The organism is Pseudomonas sp. NFX15 (genome assembly GCF_049132105.1).
Classification (GTDB): Bacteria; Pseudomonadota; Gammaproteobacteria; order Pseudomonadales; family Pseudomonadaceae; genus Aquipseudomonas.
This window is the reverse complement of record NZ_JAFMPV010000002.1, coordinates 63,204-81,024: the sequence shown is the minus strand read 5'-3', so window position 1 is coordinate 81,024 and position 17,821 is coordinate 63,204. Positions and strand designations below refer to the sequence as shown.

Here is a 17,821-nt window from a genome sequence, read left to right as displayed (position 1 = left end):
GAGGCCGTCTTCGCGGGCAAGCCCGCTCCTACAGTGTTCTATGTGTACACAAAATCTGCGAACACCACTAAACCTGTGGGAGCGAACCTGCTCGCGATAGCGCCTTTAACGATCAGTTGTTAAAAGGGACTGTTCATTCATCGCGAAAGGATCTCGACCATGGCTGCAAACGTTACTAAAAACGCCTTATGGCTGAGCCTGTTGCTCGGCTTTGGCCAGGCACAGGCCGCCAGCGCCCCCACGGCACTGGCGACCCGCTTGGGCATTGCGCACCCTGCGGTAATCGCCCACCGTGGCGCGTCTTTCGACGCACCCGAATCCACCGCTGCCGCCTACAAGACCGCCCGTGACCTGGGCGCGGACTACCTGGAGATGGATCTGCAACGCAGCAAGGACGGCGTGCTGTTTGCCCTGCATGACAACAACTTGCAACGCACCACCGACGTCGCCAGCAAATTCCCCGAGCGCAAGGACAGCCCGGCCAATGCGTTCACCATGGCCGAACTGAAAACACTGGACGCCGGCAGCTGGTTCAACGCCGCCTACCCGGATCGCGCGCGCCCTGCTTTCGCTGGCCTGAAGATCCTGACCCTCGATGAAATCATCGACATCGCCGAAGGCAACGCCCAGCACAAACCCGGCCTATACATCGAAACCAAGGAGCCAAAGCAGTTTCCCGGCATCGAACACGACCTCAAGGCCAAGCTTCAGGCCCGTGGCTGGTTAAATCCGATCGATTCAAAACTGGCGAACAATGATCTGCCGGTCGGCCTGGGCAACGGCAAAGTGGTGCTGCAAACTTTCGAGAAAAGCAGCCTCGAACTGCTGCAAAAGGAAATGCCCAAGGTGCCGAAGATCTTGCTGTTGTGGGTCGGCGAAGGCAGCATCGAACCCAGGTCCAGGGTGACCTTTGCCGAGTCCGGCGAGAAGGACAAGGCTGCTTACTATGCGAAACAGCAACCGAAGGACAAGGCCGAATTCCAGGGTTGGGTCGACTACGCCAAGGCCCAGGGTGCCATCGGCACCGGCCCGTCCGCCGCGCTGACCGAGGGTGGCGACCAGAGTTATTCGGACCTTGTACAACCGTGGATGAACCAGTACACCCACGATCAGGGCCTGCTGGTGCACGTCTACACCGTCGACGCTGCGGTGGACTACCAGAAAGTCATGGACGCTGGTGTCGACGGCATTTTCACCAACCGCGCCAGCGAGTTGTTGAAGTTTTATAAACGCCCGGCGGCGGCAAGTGTCGATCAAGTGCTGAAGAACAACGGCTACTGATGTTTAGCTGCACAAAACCTGTGGCGTTGATGCAAGGCATGTCGAGGGCTTTAAGGGTGGATTAAGTTACACAGACTAACCTGATCTCACTTAAACAGATCACCCAAGGAAAGAAGCCCATGAAGACCCTGACTGCTTTGTTCACCGCTGCAACCCTGACCCTGACCGCCGGCCTGGCCCAGGCCGATGTCCGGGTCGATGAGATCCCGCAACTGGTCAAGGATGGCAAGATCAAGCCGCTGGAAGATCTGAACAAGATCGCGCTGGATCTGCACCCGGGTGCAACGATTACCAAAACCGAACTGGATAACCATTTCAACGGTTACGAGTATGAAGTCGAACTGCGTGACGCCAAGAACGTCGAGTGGGATGTCGACATCGATGCTTCCAACGGCAAGGTCCTGAAAAACAAACAGGACAAGTAATCCTCAAACACACCGAAGCCGCACGATGCGAACATCGTGCTGCTGTCGCTACTGGCGACCGTCTTCGAAGCGGTCGCCAGCGGTTGAGTGATCGAAACAGAGGTGATGCTGACCATGGTGTGACTCCAATAGGGGCGGGTGTTCCCCCCATCATCGTCACCTCCCGCGCGTACTTGAGAGCGACTGTGTACCGACTCGGTAAGCAACCCGGTACACGGTCGCCGACATCAGGCGCTCAAGCGCGCCGTCACCTCGTTCAACCGCCCCGACAAACCGTGCAGGTTGCTGCTGGCCGCTTCGGTGCGCTGCACGTTGTCCAGGTTAGTGCTGGCAATGCTGGTGATTTCGGTGAGGTTGCGCGAGATGTCTTCGGCCACTGAGGTCTGCTCTTCGGCAGCCGTGGCGATCTGGCGGTTCATGTCGCGGATCGCTTCCACGGCGAGGGTGATGCGTTCGAGCATGGCGCCCGCCTCGGTCACTTGCTGCACGCTTTGCTCGCTGCGCGACTGACCGCTCTCAATCGCCTGCGCCGCTTCGATGGCACCGGTCTGCACGGTCTGGATGATCTGGTTGATCTCGATGATTGACGCCGCCGTGCGCTGGGCCAGGCTGCGCACTTCATCGGCCACCACGGCGAAACCGCGCCCGGCCTCACCGGCACGCGCCGCCTCGATGGCCGCGTTGAGCGCCAGCAGGTTGGTCTGTTCGGCGATGCCGCGAATCACTTCCAGCACCTTGCCGATGCGCCCGCTGTCGGTTTCCAGTTGGCGGATGACCGTGGCGGTGTTGGCGATTTCGCCGCGCATCTGGGTGATGGTATGGATGGTGACCTGCATGACTTTTTCGCCCTGCTGGGCTGACTGGTCAGCATCGTCGGCAGCCCGCGCCGCTTCGGCGGCATGACGCGCGACTTCCTGGGCGGTGGCGGACATTTCGTTCATCGCCGTGGCCACCTGATCGGTGCGGTTGAATTGCTCGTTGGTACCGCCGGCCATCAGGGTGGCGATCGAGTTCAATTCACCGCTGGCGCTGTCCAGGTCTGATGCGCTGCGCTGCAAGCGGCTGAAGGTCTCGGCGAGGAAGTCGCGCAAGGTATTGGCGGCCATCGCCAGTTTGCCCAACTCGTCCTGACGGGTGCTGGCTACCCGCTCGGCAAATCGGCCCTGGCTGAGTTGCGCCACGTAGTCGATCAGTTTGCGAATCGGCTCGATCAGATTGCGGTTAACCAGCCACAGGCTCAGCAGGCCGATCAGCAGACCTGACACCAGCATCACCATGATCCCCAGCCACACCGTGCGCTCGGCACCGGCACTGATCAAGGTCGATTGCTCGGCGCCCTGCTTGCGCAATTCGCTCACCAGTTCGCTCATCTGATCGCTGGCGGCGCGGTCCACACCCTTGACCGCGTTATCGCCCGCCATCGGATCACCGCCAGCCGCTACATAAGCGTCCCGGCCCTTCTGATAGGCCACGCCCAACTGGCGATGCTCGTCACGCAACCGTTCGATGCGGGTTTTGAGTGACGGCTCGATGCTTTTCTGCGCGGCCAGTTCGCCGAGGATGTTTTGCACATCGCGCTGACGGTCTTCGAATTGCCCCCAGTACTTGCTCAGGTCCGCCGGCTGCTTGCCGCGCAGCAGGACGTTTTTCCACTCCTGCACCTGCACCTTGAACTGCAGGTTGGCTTCATCGATCAATTGCGAGGTATGCAGCGGGCCCTCGATCAGGTTGGCGTAGCTTTGAACGCCACTGGACAGGAAGTGAAAGCACGCCAGGGCGATCAACAGCATCGCCAGCAGGCTGCCGCTCAGCAGGGCGAGAATTTGCGTTCTCAGGGACTTTTGCAAAAGCATCGAAGGGTACTCATGACAGGAATGAGGCACGCCCGCGAGGGCGTGAAAAGTGTCCGGACATCCCTGTCTGCGGTCGCGACTGAAGTTTGCGGCGCGCAACTTAACCCAAGCGTGATCGGCGTGCCAGAGCGGTTCTTGAGAATATTCCGACCGCCGGTAGCGCAACCGTTTGCGGTTATTTTGCTGTCACAAAAACGTCATTCGAGCTTGCGATGATGCCGCTCAAGTGAACCTGTAAAACCCGTGACAGGCGTCTCCCCTTGCGAGTCCTCATGAACCACAGCATCGATCAAAGCCATCGCGACACGGATCTGTTCGGCCTGCTCTACGGTTTCAGCTTTCGCCCCGGTGAGGCCGGTCGGGAAATCAATTCCGCCGAGGCCTTGCAGTACCTGGAACACCCCGAGAGCGACGAGCAATTTCTCTGGCTGCACCTGAACCTTGCGCACGCCGCGTGTGAGCGCTGGATGAAAAGCCATCTGGAATTGCCCGAGGAATTTTTCGAAGCGCTGCACGAAGGCTCGCGCTCGACGCGCATCGAGCACGTCGACAACGCATTGCTGGCGGTGGTCAACGACGTAGTGTTCAACCTCAGCAACCTGGTCTCGTCGGATGTCTCGACGCTGTGGGTGTGCGCCCGCAGCAAATTGATCATCAGCGCTCGCCTGCAACCGCTGCACTCGGTGGACAAGTTGCGTTCGTCGGTGAAAGCCCGGGAGTGCTTCCGCTCACCACTGGAACTGCTGGTGCATTTGCTGCGTGACCAGGGTGAGGTGCTGACCCAGATCGTGCGCAAGACCAGCCAGAGCGTGGACCAGATCGAAGACCAATTGCTCTCGTCGCGGCTATCGACCAACCGCGCCGAACTGGGCGCCAATCGTCGGGTGCTGGTGCGTTTGCAACGGCTGCTGGCGCTGGAGCCGGGCTCCTTGCTGCGCCTGCTCAATCGGCCACCGCAATGGCTGCAAAAGGAAGACGTGAAGGAGTTGCGCAAATCCACCGAGGAGTTTGCGTTGATCATCAACGACCTCACGGCGCTGGGTGAGCGGATCAAGCTGTTGCAGGAAGAGATCGCCGCCAACATCAACGAACAGACCAACCGCACGCTGTTCACCCTGACGGTGGTGACGGTGCTGGCGCTGCCGATCAACATCATCGCCGGTTTTTTCGGCATGAACGTCGGCGGTATTCCGCTGGCCGGTGACCCGGAGGGTTTCTGGATTCTGGTGGCACTGGTGGCGACGTTTACCGTGATTGCCGGGCGCTGGGCGTTTCGCAAGCAGCAGGATTATTGAGCCCCGCCCTCACCTGACACTGATCGACTGTGGCGAGGGGGCTTGCCCCCATTGGGTGGCGAAGCCGCCCCATCACTCAGTCATTCAATTCGGGTTAGCTGAATTGACGACTGCTCTGCAGTCGAACGGGGGCAAGCCCCCTCACCACAGGGTTTCGCATCACCTCAGGATCTGTGGGGTTTCAGATAAGATGGCCCACGAAACACCCAAACCCTGATCCAAAGCAGTCTCCCTGTAACAATTGGCAACGATTATCACCGATACACCTCCCTCCTCAGGAATGTCAGTGATGGCTACGCCCTCCTTCACCGCCGCCCCGGCGCCCGCCGGCAGCGCCAAACCACAATTCGATAAAAAACCCGGCCTGCTCACCATCGTGGTGTTTTTTGCCGTGCTGGCCATCGGCTTGTTGTTTACCGCTTACAGCCTGATGCACGACATGCACGAACTCGGCACGGTGGTGACCACCTGGACGCCGTTCCTGCTGTTGGGCGTGGCCCTGTTGATCGCCTTGGGCTTTGAGTTCGTCAACGGTTTCCATGACACCGCCAACGCAGTGGCCACGGTGATCTACACCAACTCGCTGCCGCCGAACGTGGCGGTGGTCTGGTCCGGGTTCTTCAACTTCCTCGGGGTGCTGCTGTCCAGCGGCGCGGTGGCGTTCGGCATCATCGCGCTGCTGCCGGTGGAGCTGATCCTGCAAGTCGGCTCGTCCGCCGGATTCGCGATGATCTTCGCCCTGCTGATCGCCGCGATCCTGTGGAACCTCGGCACCTGGTGGCTAGGGCTGCCGGCCTCGTCCTCGCATACCCTGATCGGTTCGATCATCGGCGTCGGCGTGGCCAACGCCCTGATGCACGGCCGCGACGGCACCAGCGGCGTGGACTGGGCGCAAGCGACCAAGATCGGTTACGCACTGCTGCTGTCGCCACTGGTCGGCTTCGGCTGCGCCGCGCTGTTGCTGCTGGCCCTGCGCGCGTTCGTCAAGAATCGTGCGCTGTACAAGGAGCCTAAAGGCGAGACCCCGCCGCCGTGGTGGATTCGCGGCCTGCTGATCGTGACCTGCACCGGCGTGTCGTTTGCCCACGGCTCGAACGACGGCCAAAAAGGCATGGGCCTGATCATGCTGATCCTGGTGGGCACGCTGCCGATGGCCTACGCACTGAACCGCACCATGCCCGCCGATCAAGCGTTGCAGTTCGCGGCGGTCGCCGAAGTGACCCAGCAAGCGCTGATCAAGGCTGCGCCGCAACCGTCCCCGGCCGACCCGCGCCCGGTGCTCTCAGAATACGTGCGCAGCAAGGAAGCCACCCCGCAACTGGTGCCGGCGCTGGCAGCGCTGACGGGCAGCATCGGTGCTCAGGTAAAAAGCTACGGCTCACTGTCGAAAGTCCCGGCCGAGGCCGTGGGCAACGTGCGTAACGACATGTACCTGACCAGCGAAACCATTCGCCTGATGGACAAGAACAAGGTCGGCAATTTCGACGCCGACACCAGCGGCAAGCTGCAATTGTTCAAGCAACAGATCGACAATTCCACGCGCTTCATTCCGCTGTGGGTGAAGATTGCCGTGGCCATCGCCCTGGGCCTGGGCACGATGGTCGGCTGGAAACGCATCGTGGTGACCGTCGGTGAGAAGATCGGCAAGACCCACCTGACTTACGCCCAGGGCGCGTCGGCCGAAACCGTGGCGATGCTGACCATCGGCGCCGCCGACATGTTCGGCTTGCCGGTGTCGACCACCCATGTGTTGTCTTCGGGCGTGGCCGGGACCATGGTTGCCAACGGCGGCGGCTTGCAGATGAAGACCATCCGCAACCTGTTGATGGCCTGGGTGCTGACGTTGCCGGCGGCAATCCTGTTGTCGGGCAGTTTGTACTGGTTGTTCACGCAATTGTTCTGAATCACTGAAAAAACCTGGAGGTAAAAAGTCCAGGGTTGCAGCACATCATCCCGGCCGGTTATCCCGCCGGGATTTTTTTCGTCCGGCGGCACGACATTTGCTCACCGCTCAAGGGCTTGCGCTTTATTGACGCGCCTCACGTCGGGCCACCCTTCAGTTTGCTAGCGTGATGCCGACTCATAAGAGACTCGATGTATTCAGGAGAGGAACCGTGAATCTGTACATCAATCAGCTGCAGCAAAAAGCTGACTTCAAAGAAGCCATTTATGCGGGCGATATTTTCCTGAACACGCAGTTGCGCGCGGCCAAGGACCTGTGTGCGTTCGCCCAGCAAAGCATTACCGCCGCGTTCGATGGGGAAACCCGTCACCAAGCGCTGCATACGCTGATGCCGGTGGAAGAATTCGTGGTGCTGGTCACGCGCCTCAAAGGCCAGTTCACCAATAGCCAGCGCGCCAAGGACCTGATCCTGTCGTTTATCGACGAAATCGGTGCCGACCCTCGCGAATACATTTTCGACGTGCCGCGCATTCGCGTAGTGCCCAACTATGACTACCTGCACGCCGGTGTCAGTTATGCCTACAGACCGCATCGCGACACCTGGTATGGCGGCGTCGATTGCCAGATCAACACCTGGATGCCGGTGCACACCATCCGCCCCGACCAGACCATGATGATCAACGCCGGTTACTTCGACGTGCCGGTGAAAAACACCTCCAGCCAGTGGAGCCTCGACGACTGGATCAACACCCAGCGACACAAGGCCAAGGACAACCTCAAGGAGGAAGTCCGCGTGCACCCGGTGCCGCTGGAAGAGATCAATACCGCGTCAGAATTGCGCATCGCCGGCAATACCGGCGAGATGCTGATCTTCTCCGGCTCGCACCTGCACGGCACCGTTGCCAACCATACCGACTGCACCCGCTTCAGCGTGGACTTTCGCGTGATGCACCTCGATGACCTCAAGCACAACCGTGGCGCCATCAACGTCGACAGTGCCTGCCCCGACGTCGGTGCCGGATTCAAAGACTATTTCCACGCTCACGACTTTTCGAATTTCCAGGGAATCCAGCAATGACCAAGCGTCGCATCACGCCCGCCGAGGCCCAGTACAACGAAACCCGCACCAGCGTCCTGAAACGGGTCGATGCCGAGTACGTGGCCGACGCCCCGTTCGTCTTCGCCAACCGCATCGGCGTGACGGCTGCACTGTCGCGCATGGAGCTTTTCAAGAAAGTCGCCGAAGTACCGGGCGCGATCATTGAGTGTGGCGTGTACAAGGGCAACTCGCTGATGCTCTACATGCACCTGTCGATGATCCTCGAGCCGTACGCGATCAACCGCTCGATCGTCGGTTTCGACACCTTCGAAGGTTTCCAGAGCATCGACAAGAAAGAAGACCCGGCCGACGTCAATGAGACCATGTTCGCCGACACCGACCAGTCGTTGATCCAGGACATGATCGACGCCAATGACCTGCTGCGCCCGGTCAACCGCATCCCGCGTTGCGAGCTGGTCAAGGGCGACATCGTCAAGACCGTGCCGGAGTGGGTCAAGACCCGTCCGGACCTGGTCGTGGCCATGCTGATCCTCGACACCGACCTGTACGAGTCGACCAAAGTCGCGCTGGAGACCTTCCTGCCGTACATGCCAAAAGGCGCCATCGTGGTACTGGACGAAGTCGCCTACCGCAACTTCCCGGGCGAAACCAAGGCCCTGCGTGAAGTGCTGGACCTGAACAAGATCGAACTCAAGCGCCTGCCGTTCGATTCATGCGTGGGTTACTTCCACGTCTGATAACTAGACGGGAACCTGACACAAAACCTGTGGGAGCTGGCTTGCCAGCGAAGAGGCCAGCACAATCAACAATCATGTTGACTGACAAGTCGCCTTCGCTGGCAAGCCAGCTCCTACAGGTCATGTATTTTCGCAGGTGATGATTTGCTCACGCATCACAATGCGCTCGCGCACCACGTCATACACCCAGTGATAAATGTAGGTATACGGCAGGAAAAACAGCAACACCCCGATATCCAGCACGAACGCCTGCCACAGGCTGACGTTCAGCCACCAGGCAATCAGCGGCACGCCCAGCGCAACCAGTCCGCCTTCGAACAACAGCGCATGCACCACCCGCACCCAGGCGTTGTGGGCGATTTCCAGGCGCTTGAGCATACGATCGAAAAAGCCGTTGAACACCACGTTCCAGGCCAGGGCCAGGGCGGCCATGGCGAGGGTGACGGCGCCCATGTCCAGTATCGGTTTGTCCATGAGCCAGGCCAGCAATGGGGTACAGATCAGGATAGCCAGCAGTTCGAAACCAATGGCCTGGAAAATTCGCTCGGTAATGGATTTGTTGGCGCTCATGGCCAGACTCCCTTGCGTGACTGTGGTTGCCATGTTCTGCCATCACACCGATACTTCATAATCAATAACCATCGATCAAGGCGATAGTTCATGGCCTCTCACGAAGTGTTGCTGGCGTTTGTCGAAGCCGCCAGCCAAGGCTCGTTTTCCGCCGCGGCGCGCAAACTCGGTCGCAGTCAGTCGACCATCAGCGCGGCAGTGGCCAGCCTGGAAATCGACCTCAACCTGACGCTGTTTGACCGCAGCAGCCGCAAGCCCGGACTGACCCCGGCCGGGCACGTTATGCTGCAAAGAGCTGAAGAGATCCTGGCCGCCACCAGTCGCCTGGAATTGACTGCCAGCCAATTGTCCCAAGGGGTGGAAGCGAAGCTGACGGTGGCGTTGTCCGACACCTATCAGTCGGACCGTTTCGAAGCGTCACTGAGTGCCTTCGAACAGCGTTATCCCGACCTTGAACTCGAATGCCTGATCGCCGAATGCGATGACCTGGTATCGCTGGTGCAAAGCGGCCGGGCGAACATTGCCTTTGCCGAAATGCAGGAGAGCTACCCGCCGGACCTGGTCAGCTCGACCGTGGACGAGCGCACGGAAATCGCCCTGTTCGTGTCGCCCACACACCCGTTGGCAACACAGGACTACGTCGACCAGGACGCCTTGCAGTTACACCGCGAACTGCGCCTGGCCACCATCATCAATCCGTATGAAAGCCGGGCGAAGGGGCGTGTCTGGTCGGCACCGAGTTATCTGATGTTGCTGGAAATGGCCCAGGGCGGATTCGGCTGGGCACCGTTGCCGCGCTGGCTGGTGGAGCGGTTCGGGCCGGGCACGTTGCGGGAACTGGTGGTGCGCGGCTGGCCGAAAACGGTGTCGGTGGATGCGTTGTGGTCCAGGTTGAATCCACCGGGGCCGGCGGGGAGCTGGCTGTTGGGCAAGATGCTGGAGTGACGGTCCTTCGACCCTTATCGCGAGCAGGCTCACTCCCACCGTTTCGAGACACCATTAATCCCTGTAGGAGCGAGCCTGCTCGCGAAGAGGCCCGCAAGGGCACATCAATCCAGCGCCCTGAGCCGCTCCTCGATAAACCGCCGCTCCGGCTCCTGCCGTGTCAACTCCAACGCCCGCACCCACGCCGCCCGCGCCTCTTGCTTGCGCCCCAGTTGCTGGCAAAACTCCGCCCGCGCCGAGTGCGTCAGGTGGTAATCGAGCAACTCGCCGCGATCCAGAATCGCGTCGACCAGTGTCAGCCCCGCCAACGGCCCATCGCGCTGTGAAATCGCCGCTGCGCGATTGAGCTCGATCACCGGCGACGGCACCGCCCGCAGCAAGACGTCATACAGGCCGACGATCTGCGGCCAATCGGTGTCCCCCGCCGTCGGGGCCTCTGCGTGCACCGCCGCGATGGCCGCTTGCAGGCAATACGGTCCGAAGCGGCCCATGCTCAGCGCCTGCTCGATCAGCGTGCAGCCTTCGCGGATCAACCCGGCGTCCCACAGCGAGCGGTCCTGCTCGTCGAGCACAATCAGCTCGCCGCTGGCCGACGTCCTCGCCGGGCGGCGCGACTCATGCAACAGCATCAACGCCAGCAGGCCCATCACCTCCGGCTCCGACAGCAACTCCACGAGCAATCGACCGAGACGAATCGCCTCGCGAGTCAACTCCTCGCGGACCAGTTCTGCGCCAATGGACGCCGAATAGCCCTCGTTGAACACCAGGTAAATCACCCGCAATACGCTGTCGAGGCGCTCGGGTAATTGCGCCAGCGTCGGCACTTGGTAAGGAATTTTCGCGTCGCGGATCTTCGCCTTGGCGCGCACGATGCGCTGGGCGATGGTGGCCGGGGCCGAGAGAAAGGCCCGGGCGATTTCTTCCGTGGTCAGGTCGCAGACTTCGCGCAGCGTCAGCGGCACCTGAGCGTCCGGCGCCAGGGCCGGGTGGCAACAGGTGAAGATCAGCCGCAGGCGATCGTCTTCCACGTCTTCATCACTCCAGTCAGCCTGTTCCAACGCCTCCAGCTGTGCGATCAGCAGGGGCTGCGATGCGGCAAAACGTGCGCGCCGACGCAAGGCATCGATGGCCTTGAAGCGCCCGGTGGACACCAGCCAGGCACGCGGATTGTCCGGCACGCCGTCACGTTGCCAGCGTTCGACCGCGATGAAAAACGCCTCGTGCAAGGCTTCTTCGGCGAGGTCGAAATCCCCCAGCAAGCGGATCAGGGTCGCCAGGATGCGCCGCGAGTCTTCGCGATAGACCCGCTCGACCAATGCCTGAACCGGCGGCCCTGGCATCTTAAGGATTCAACTGGCGAATCGGGCGCACTTCAACACTGCCGACCCGGGCCGCCGGGATGTTGCCGGCGACTTGAATGGCCTCGTTGAGGTCCTTGGCATCGATCAGGTAGAAGCCGGCCAGTTGCTCCTTGGTTTCGGCAAACGGGCCGTCGGTAATCGACAGTTTGCCGTTGCGCATGCGAACGGTCGTGGCAGACTGCACCGATTCCAGTGCTTCGCCGGCAAGCAACCGGCCACTGCCCTGGACCGACTCGGCATACGCCATGCACTCTTCGTCCCTGGGACTTTCCGGCAGCGAATGCAGCAGGCGCTCATCGCTGTAGACCAGGCATAGATATTTCATGAACGTCTCCTGCGTTGAACGGATCAACGAGGGCCGCGGCTTGCGCTTTTGGCCCGGTGTCTCGACAAAAAATCAGGGCTTGAGATCGAACAGCGCGGCGCCGCTCATCATGTCGAATGGCGCAGACCAGTGCTCATGGACGATCTGCCACAACCCGCCTACCTGACGATAGCCCGCGCTGCCGCGCATCCAGCAGGCCTGGGTCTCTCCTTTGTCGTTGGTGCCGCCACAATGGGCCAGCCAGTGGGCGAAGGCGACCTCCTGGGAGGCCTCGATGCGGATGTCCTGGAATTCGAAAATATGCGGGCCGGGGCACATCTTCATGCAATCCTCCCAATGCGCACGGTACGCCGCCTTGCCCTTGAATTGCAGGGCCTTGACCGCGTCGAAGGAGACGATGTCGTCGGCATACAGGGTCATGATTTTATCCACATCCTTGGCCATCATGGCCTGGCGATAGGTCTCGATCAGGTTCTGGATCTGGGTGTGCGAATTCATGGTGGTTCTCCGTGGTTTTTATGGGAAGACACCCTTAGTCGTCTGGCGACCCGGCGAATCGACAGCTGAAATAAAAATAACCCATGACGCCAGATTCGCTAGAATTCGAGACTCATTTTCTGTTGGAAAAGGATACTCCAGTGACCGCTCGACTCGTGCCTTATGAACGCCTGAATGCGCTGCAACGCCAGCAGGTCGAGGCAATAGAAGTGCATCCGGAACAGATCAAGTTCAGCGGCGACATTCACGGCGCCTTGCACGCCCTGCTGTCCAAGCCAGGCCAGGGTGTAAAAGGGTTTGCCCTACTGGCCGAGGACATTGCCGTCGCGTTCCTGCTGCTCAAGCGCCCGCCCGCCCTGCCCGCTTGGGCCGATGAACACAGCGCCACGCTGCATGCGCTGCAAGTCGATCAACGCTCGCAAGGCAAGGGTTATGGCAAGGCATGCCTGCAAGCACTGCCCGAGGCGGCGCGCCTGGCCTGGCCTGGGATCAAGGGGCTGGAGTTGTCGGTGGATGCGGACAACGCATCGGCGATCGGTTTATATGCGCAGTATGGTTTTGTCGACAGCGGCGAGGCGTACAAGGGGCGGATTGGTTATGAGCGGCGGATGGGGTTGGTATTTTAACAGACCCCATATCCCGCCACACCCCCAACCCCTGTAGGAGCGAGCTTGCTCGCGAAGCACTCTGGCACACCGCGTTTATCCAGATTGCCCGCGTCATCGTTGACGACCTTCGCGAGCAAGCTCGCTCCTACAAGGGGTTTGTGTTCGGTTAGAGATTGAGCACCATCTCGTGCCACGCCATGCCGCCATGGTCGGACGCCGACGGTTTGATGTAGGCAAAACCGAACCTTGCGTACAGCGCAATGTGCCGTTCCTTGCACATCAAGTTAATGCTGGCCTTGCCCATCGCGCGCATGCGCTCGATGAACTCGCCCATCAGCTGTTTGGCCAGGCCCTGCCCCTGATAATCCGGATGCACCACCACCGACATGATCACCACGTGCGGCCCGTCCGGGTCGTGGCCGATCAATTCCTTGAACGCCTCGTCCGACATTTCCACCTGAAACGCCGCACCGGAGTTGATGAAACCGGCTACGACACCGTCCACCTCGGCGACGATGAAACCCTCGGGCCAGGTCGCGATGCGCATGGCAATTTTCTCGCGGGTCGCGGCTTCGTCGCCTTCATAGGCAACGGTTTCGATGGCGTAGCAGCGGTCCAGATCGGTGGCGGTAACGTTGCGGATGAGGGGGTTCATGGCAGCTCGGAATCAGCGGGGGAAAGGCTGGGATCATAAACCGGCGGCCGTGGGACAGCGAGAGACGAATCGGCGCACTCGCCTCCCGATGCCGCTGTCACGCCTTGATCGGCAGCCAGATTTCCAGTTTGCCGGTGTGCCGCTTGGGGTTGAAGTCTTCGCTGTAGCGCTCGAACTCCGGGGCATCCTGCGCCTGGTGCCCGGAGTGTGGCAGCCAGGTGTCGAAGATGTAGCGAAAGGTCTCGGGCAGCGCGCTCAAGGGACCTTTGTGCTCGAACACCGCGTAGCGTTGCGGCTGTACTTCGACCCAGCGATAGGTCTCCGGCAGGTCATCGAGTTTGCTGATCTCGACACCGGCAATGTAATCGAAGCCACCCTTGCCATCGAAATTGCAGCAGACGCCGTAGGTCACTTCGTCCTTTTGCCCTGGAATACGGCCCAGGTGCGGGATGAATTTTTCCCAAAGCTCGGGAATGCCTTGGGTGCTTTGCTGGGTGAATCGTCCACCCAGTCCTGCAATCAGCAGGAAGTGACCGTGTTCGAAGCGCGGTTGCTCCAGCTCGACGCGTGCTGATTCATCCATGTCTCGACTCCTGATGCATGAAAATGGGTTCGGCTGGGAGTATAGAAGCCAAACCCGATTCGCCCAGTTACAGCGCGTGTAACTGCTCGACGGCAGCCATGCCAACAAACTCGTTGTAACCCGATAGAATCACGTACACCGCGAAATAGCAGAAGATCGCCGCCGATGCCATGTAGGAGTAACGCAGCAGCTTGTCGCCCAGCAACTTGCCGCCATGGCTGGCGGCGAAGCACAGTCCGGCTGACCAGAGCAAACCGGCGCACAGGAAACCGCCGAGAAACAGCGCCGAACTGAGGGCACCACCGCCACCTGAACGGGCGATCAGCGTACCGCCCACCGCGGCGAACCAGAGAATCGCGCTGGGGGAAGACATGGCGAGGAAAATCCCCCGGAAAAACTCCTTGCGGTGGGAGTTCTGCCCCACCTCTTCGGACTGTGCCAGCACCGCTTCGTGGTGAATCGCCGAATAGATCATCTTCGCCGCGAAGTACACCAGCAGCGCCGAACCGCCAATCCACAACACCCAACGCACGGTGTCGTACTGCAGCAACACGGTCATGCCGGCCAGCGCCAGCACCGCGTAGATCAGGTCGCCAACGCAGGTCCCGAGCCCCAGCGCGAAGCCCTGGAAATAGCCGCGTTGCATGGCCAGGGTGATCATCGCGATATTGGCCACGCCGATATCCAGGCACAGCGAGAGGCTCAGCAAGAAGCCGCTGGTAAATTCCATCGAACCCTATCCTTCGGACAAATTTGTTTACTTTGAGGCTGGACAGTCTGCCACAGCTGACCGTACATTCCGCCACAGGTCACCGCAGTGACCTGCGTCGCTCGGACGGTTCCGGGCGCTTACGTTATCCGAGGCAACAATGGCCGAACAAGGTTCGCCGCGCCGCTTTGCGCGCATCGATCGACTCCCCCCTTACGTGTTCAACATCACTGCCGAGCTGAAGATGGCCGCCCGTCGTCGGGGCGAAGACATCATCGATTTGAGCATGGGCAACCCCGACGGCGCCACGCCGCCGCACATTGTCGAAAAACTGGTGCAGGTCGCCCAGCGCGAAGACACCCATGGCTACTCCACGTCTAAGGGCATTCCGCGCCTGCGCCGGGCGATTTCCAATTGGTACAAGGAACGCTACGCGGTCGACATCGACCCGGAAAGTGAAGCCATCGTCACCATTGGTTCCAAGGAAGGCCTGGCGCACTTGATGCTGGCGACCCTGGACCAGGGTGACACCGTGCTGGTGCCCAACCCGAGCTACCCGATTCACATCTACGGTGCCGTGATTGCCGGCGCTCAGGTGCGTTCGGTGCCGCTGGTGCCGGGCGTGGATTTCTTCGCTGAACTGGAGCGGGCGATTCGCGGCTCGATCCCCAAGCCAAAGATGATGATCCTTGGCTTCCCGTCCAACCCCACCGCGCAGTGCGTGGAGCTGGACTTCTTCGAGCGCGTCATTGCCCTCGCCAAGCAGTACGACGTACTGGTGGTGCACGACCTGGCCTACGCCGACATCGTCTACGACGGCTGGAAAGCCCCGTCGATCATGCAGGTGCCAGGAGCCAAGGACATTGCGGTGGAGTTTTTCACCCTGTCCAAGAGCTACAACATGGCCGGCTGGCGCATCGGCTTCATGGTCGGCAACCCGGAACTGGTCAACGCCCTGGCGCGGATCAAGAGTTACCACGACTACGGTACCTTCACCCCGCTCCAAGTGGCGGCGATTGCCGCACTCGAAGGCGACCAGCAATGCGTGCGCGACATCGCCGAGCAGTATCGGCAGCGCCGCAATGTGCTGGTCAAGGGCTTGCATGAACTGGGCTGGATGGTGGAAAACCCGAAGGCCTCGATGTACGTCTGGGCGAAGATTCCCGAGGCCTATGCGCATTTGGGTTCGCTGGAATTCGCCAAGAAACTGCTGGCCGAGGCCAAAGTGTGTGTCTCGCCGGGCGTTGGTTTTGGCGAGTATGGCGATGACCATGTGCGCTTTGCGCTGATCGAAAACCAGGACCGGATTCGTCAGGCCGTGCGCGGGATTCGCGGGATGTTTCGGGCAGATGGCTTAGTCAGCAAATCCAGCACCTGACCCAAAAACCTGTGGCAACAACACTCTTGTGGCGAGGGGGGCTTGCCCCCGTTCGGCGGCGAAGTCGTCGTAAAACCCGTTAACGCATTCTGCCTGAAGAAACGCAGGGACCGGTTTTGGGATTGCTGCGCAATCCAACGGGGGCAAGCCCCCTCGCCACAATGAACAGGTCTATCCCTGGGGCACAAAAAAACCGCATCGCTGCGGTTTTTTTGTGCCTGCGCGCTACTTAAAAGAAGAGACGCTTAAACGAACAGCGACAACAACAGGATAAAGCCCAGGCCTACCACCGACAGGATGGTTTCCATCGCGGTCCAGGTCTTGAAGGTTTCGGCAACGGTCATGTTGAAGTACTGCTTCACCAGCCAGAAACCCGCGTCGTTGACATGGGACAGAATCAGCGAACCGGCACCGGTGGCCAACACCAGCAGCTCACGGTTCACACCCGGAATCATCCCCACCACCGGCACCACGATGCCGGCGCCGGTGATGGTCGCCACGGTCGCAGAACCGGTCGCGATACGGATCACCGCCGCCACCAGCCAGGCCAGCAGGATCGGCGAGATTTGCGCGTTCACTGCCATATGGCCGATCACGTCACCCACGCCGCTGGTCACCAGCATCTGCTTGAAGCCGCCACCGGCACCGATGATCAGGATGATCGCGGCGGTTGGCGCCAGGCTTGAGTCCAGCAGTTTGAGGATCTGCTTGGAGTCGATGCCCTGACGGTGACCGAAGGTGTACAGCGACAGCAGCAACGCCAGCAGCAACGCCGAGATCGGGTGGCCGACGAAGTCCATGAAGGTACGGAAGAAATGACCGTCCGGCAGTGCCACATCGGCAAAGGTCTTGAGCAGCATCAGGAACACCGGCAGCAGCACGGTGACCAGGGTGATGCCGAAGCTCGGCAGTTCCTTGGCGTCGGGTTCGCGGGCCAATTGCTCCACCAACTCCTTGTTGGCAATACCCGGGATGTACTTGGAAATGAACGTGCCGTAGATCGGACCGGCAATAATGGCGGTCGGCAACGCAACGATCAGGCCGTAAAGGATAGTCTTGCCGATGTCAGCGCCAAATACGCCAATGGCCAGCAGCGGGCCCGGGTGCGGCGGCACCAGGCCGTGGACCGCGGACAGACCGGCCAGCAGCGGGATACCGATCTTGATGATCGACACACCGGTGCGACGGGCGACGATGAACACCAGCGGGATCAGCAGCACGAAGCCGATTTCGAAAAACAGCGGAATGCCGACCAGGAACGCGGCGAACATCATCGCCCACTGCACCTTGTCCTTGCCGAACGCGCGAATCAATGTCTGCGCAATCTGATCCGCACCGCCGGATTCGGCCATCATTTTGCCGAGCATGGTGCCCAGGGCGAGGATGATGCCGACAAAACCAAGCACGCCACCGAAGCCATCCTGGAACGCCTTGATGATGGTGCCGATCGGCATGCCGGAGGTCAGCCCGAGGAAGGTCGCGGCGATGGTCAGGGCAATGAACGGGTGCAGCTTGAACTGGGTAATCAGGACGATAAGCCCGATCACCGTGACCACTGCATCAAGCAGCAGGAACGTCTCGTGGGACATGCCAAACATTGGGGGTGTCTCCTGGTTGTTGTTGTTATTAAAGCGG

The 17,821-nt window shown here is 60.5% G+C and carries 18 protein-coding genes; 9 read left to right on the top strand and 9 right to left on the bottom strand.

Annotated elements, in window-relative coordinates:
- Positions 1-159 precede the first annotated feature (159 nt).
- Both J1D76_RS02495 and J1D76_RS02490 read left to right on the top strand, forming a co-directional pair.
- Complete coding sequence (locus tag J1D76_RS02495; RefSeq protein WP_421136874.1) at positions 160-1,281, top strand: glycerophosphodiester phosphodiesterase; 1,122 nt, start codon at positions 160-162, stop codon at positions 1,279-1,281.
- A 119-nt stretch (positions 1,282-1,400) separates the two neighbouring features.
- A complete protein-coding gene (locus J1D76_RS02490; RefSeq protein WP_421136873.1) occupies positions 1,401-1,706 on the top strand; it encodes a PepSY domain-containing protein in 306 nt (101 codons plus the stop codon).
- Between the two features lie 227 nt (positions 1,707-1,933).
- Here J1D76_RS02490 and J1D76_RS02485 read toward each other — a convergent pair whose 3' ends face one another.
- Entirely contained in the window at positions 1,934-3,559 is a 1,626-nt protein-coding gene (locus tag J1D76_RS02485; protein WP_421136872.1) for a methyl-accepting chemotaxis protein, read from the bottom strand.
- Positions 3,560-3,831: 272 nt separating this feature from the next.
- Here J1D76_RS02485 and J1D76_RS02480 point away from each other — a divergent pair, with 272 nt between their 5' ends.
- From J1D76_RS02480 to J1D76_RS02465, 4 genes are all read left to right on the top strand, one after another.
- A complete protein-coding gene (locus J1D76_RS02480; RefSeq protein WP_421136871.1) occupies positions 3,832-4,854 on the top strand; it encodes a transporter in 1,023 nt (340 codons plus the stop codon).
- 289 nt (positions 4,855-5,143) lie between these two features.
- Positions 5,144-6,757 carry an inorganic phosphate transporter gene (locus tag J1D76_RS02475; RefSeq protein WP_421136870.1) on the top strand — a complete coding sequence of 538 codons (1,614 nt, stop codon included), beginning with the start codon at positions 5,144-5,146 and terminating at the stop codon, positions 6,755-6,757.
- Positions 6,758-6,968: 211 nt separating this feature from the next.
- The gene (locus J1D76_RS02470) at positions 6,969-7,835 is read left to right on the top strand and encodes a hypothetical protein (protein WP_421136869.1); all 867 of its coding nucleotides are present in this window, start codon (positions 6,969-6,971) and stop codon (positions 7,833-7,835) included.
- Positions 7,832-8,554 (top strand): TylF/MycF/NovP-related O-methyltransferase, encoded by a 723-nt coding sequence (locus J1D76_RS02465; RefSeq protein WP_421136868.1) that lies wholly within the window; start codon positions 7,832-7,834, stop codon positions 8,552-8,554. Before J1D76_RS02470 ends, J1D76_RS02465 begins: the two co-directional genes overlap by 4 nt.
- Positions 8,555-8,674: 120 nt before the next feature.
- Here the strand turns inward: J1D76_RS02465 and J1D76_RS02460 are convergent, their stop codons facing one another.
- Entirely contained in the window at positions 8,675-9,124 is a 450-nt protein-coding gene (locus tag J1D76_RS02460; protein WP_421136867.1) for a multidrug/biocide efflux PACE transporter, read from the bottom strand.
- 90 nt (positions 9,125-9,214) lie between these two features.
- Between J1D76_RS02460 and J1D76_RS02455 the strand changes: the two genes are divergently transcribed.
- Positions 9,215-10,069 (top strand): LysR family transcriptional regulator, encoded by an 855-nt coding sequence (locus tag J1D76_RS02455; protein WP_421136866.1) that lies wholly within the window; start codon positions 9,215-9,217, stop codon positions 10,067-10,069.
- A gap of 104 nt (positions 10,070-10,173) precedes the next feature.
- Here the strand turns inward: J1D76_RS02455 and J1D76_RS02450 are convergent, their stop codons facing one another.
- The 3 genes from J1D76_RS02450 to J1D76_RS02440 all read right to left on the bottom strand — a co-directional run bounded on the left by J1D76_RS02450 (position 10,174) and on the right by J1D76_RS02440 (position 12,253).
- Positions 10,174-11,409 (bottom strand): RNA polymerase sigma factor, encoded by a 1,236-nt coding sequence (locus tag J1D76_RS02450; protein WP_421136865.1) that lies wholly within the window; start codon positions 11,407-11,409, stop codon positions 10,174-10,176.
- A gap of 1 nt (position 11,410) precedes the next feature.
- Complete coding sequence (locus J1D76_RS02445; RefSeq protein WP_421136864.1) at positions 11,411-11,755, bottom strand: YciI family protein; 345 nt, start codon at positions 11,753-11,755, stop codon at positions 11,411-11,413.
- A 72-nt stretch (positions 11,756-11,827) separates the two neighbouring features.
- Positions 11,828-12,253: a YybH family protein gene (locus J1D76_RS02440; protein WP_421136863.1), complete on the bottom strand. Its 426-nt coding sequence runs from the start codon at positions 12,251-12,253 to the stop codon at positions 11,828-11,830.
- Between the two features lie 140 nt (positions 12,254-12,393).
- Between J1D76_RS02440 and J1D76_RS02435 the strand changes: the two genes are divergently transcribed.
- Positions 12,394-12,879, top strand: coding sequence for a GNAT family N-acetyltransferase (locus J1D76_RS02435; RefSeq protein ID WP_421136862.1), 486 nt, complete (start codon positions 12,394-12,396; stop codon positions 12,877-12,879).
- A 148-nt stretch (positions 12,880-13,027) separates the two neighbouring features.
- Here the strand turns inward: J1D76_RS02435 and J1D76_RS02430 are convergent, their stop codons facing one another.
- The 3 genes from J1D76_RS02430 to J1D76_RS02420 form a co-directional block, all read right to left on the bottom strand.
- The gene (locus J1D76_RS02430) at positions 13,028-13,516 is read right to left on the bottom strand and encodes a GNAT family N-acetyltransferase (RefSeq protein WP_421136861.1); all 489 of its coding nucleotides are present in this window, start codon (positions 13,514-13,516) and stop codon (positions 13,028-13,030) included.
- A 97-nt stretch (positions 13,517-13,613) separates the two neighbouring features.
- Positions 13,614-14,099, bottom strand: coding sequence for a GyrI-like domain-containing protein (locus J1D76_RS02425; protein ID WP_421136860.1), 486 nt, complete (start codon positions 14,097-14,099; stop codon positions 13,614-13,616).
- 67 nt (positions 14,100-14,166) lie between these two features.
- Positions 14,167-14,829: a LysE family translocator gene (locus tag J1D76_RS02420; protein ID WP_421136859.1), complete on the bottom strand. Its 663-nt coding sequence runs from the start codon at positions 14,827-14,829 to the stop codon at positions 14,167-14,169.
- A 139-nt stretch (positions 14,830-14,968) separates the two neighbouring features.
- Between J1D76_RS02420 and alaC the strand changes: the two genes are divergently transcribed.
- The gene (gene alaC, locus J1D76_RS02415) at positions 14,969-16,186 is read left to right on the top strand and encodes an alanine transaminase (protein WP_421136858.1); all 1,218 of its coding nucleotides are present in this window, start codon (positions 14,969-14,971) and stop codon (positions 16,184-16,186) included.
- Positions 16,187-16,431: 245 nt separating this feature from the next.
- On the opposite strand, the gene J1D76_RS02410 is transcribed toward alaC, so the two are convergent.
- Positions 16,432-17,784 (bottom strand): GntP family permease, encoded by a 1,353-nt coding sequence (locus J1D76_RS02410; RefSeq protein ID WP_421136857.1) that lies wholly within the window; start codon positions 17,782-17,784, stop codon positions 16,432-16,434.
- Between the last annotated feature and the right edge of the window lie 37 nt (positions 17,785-17,821).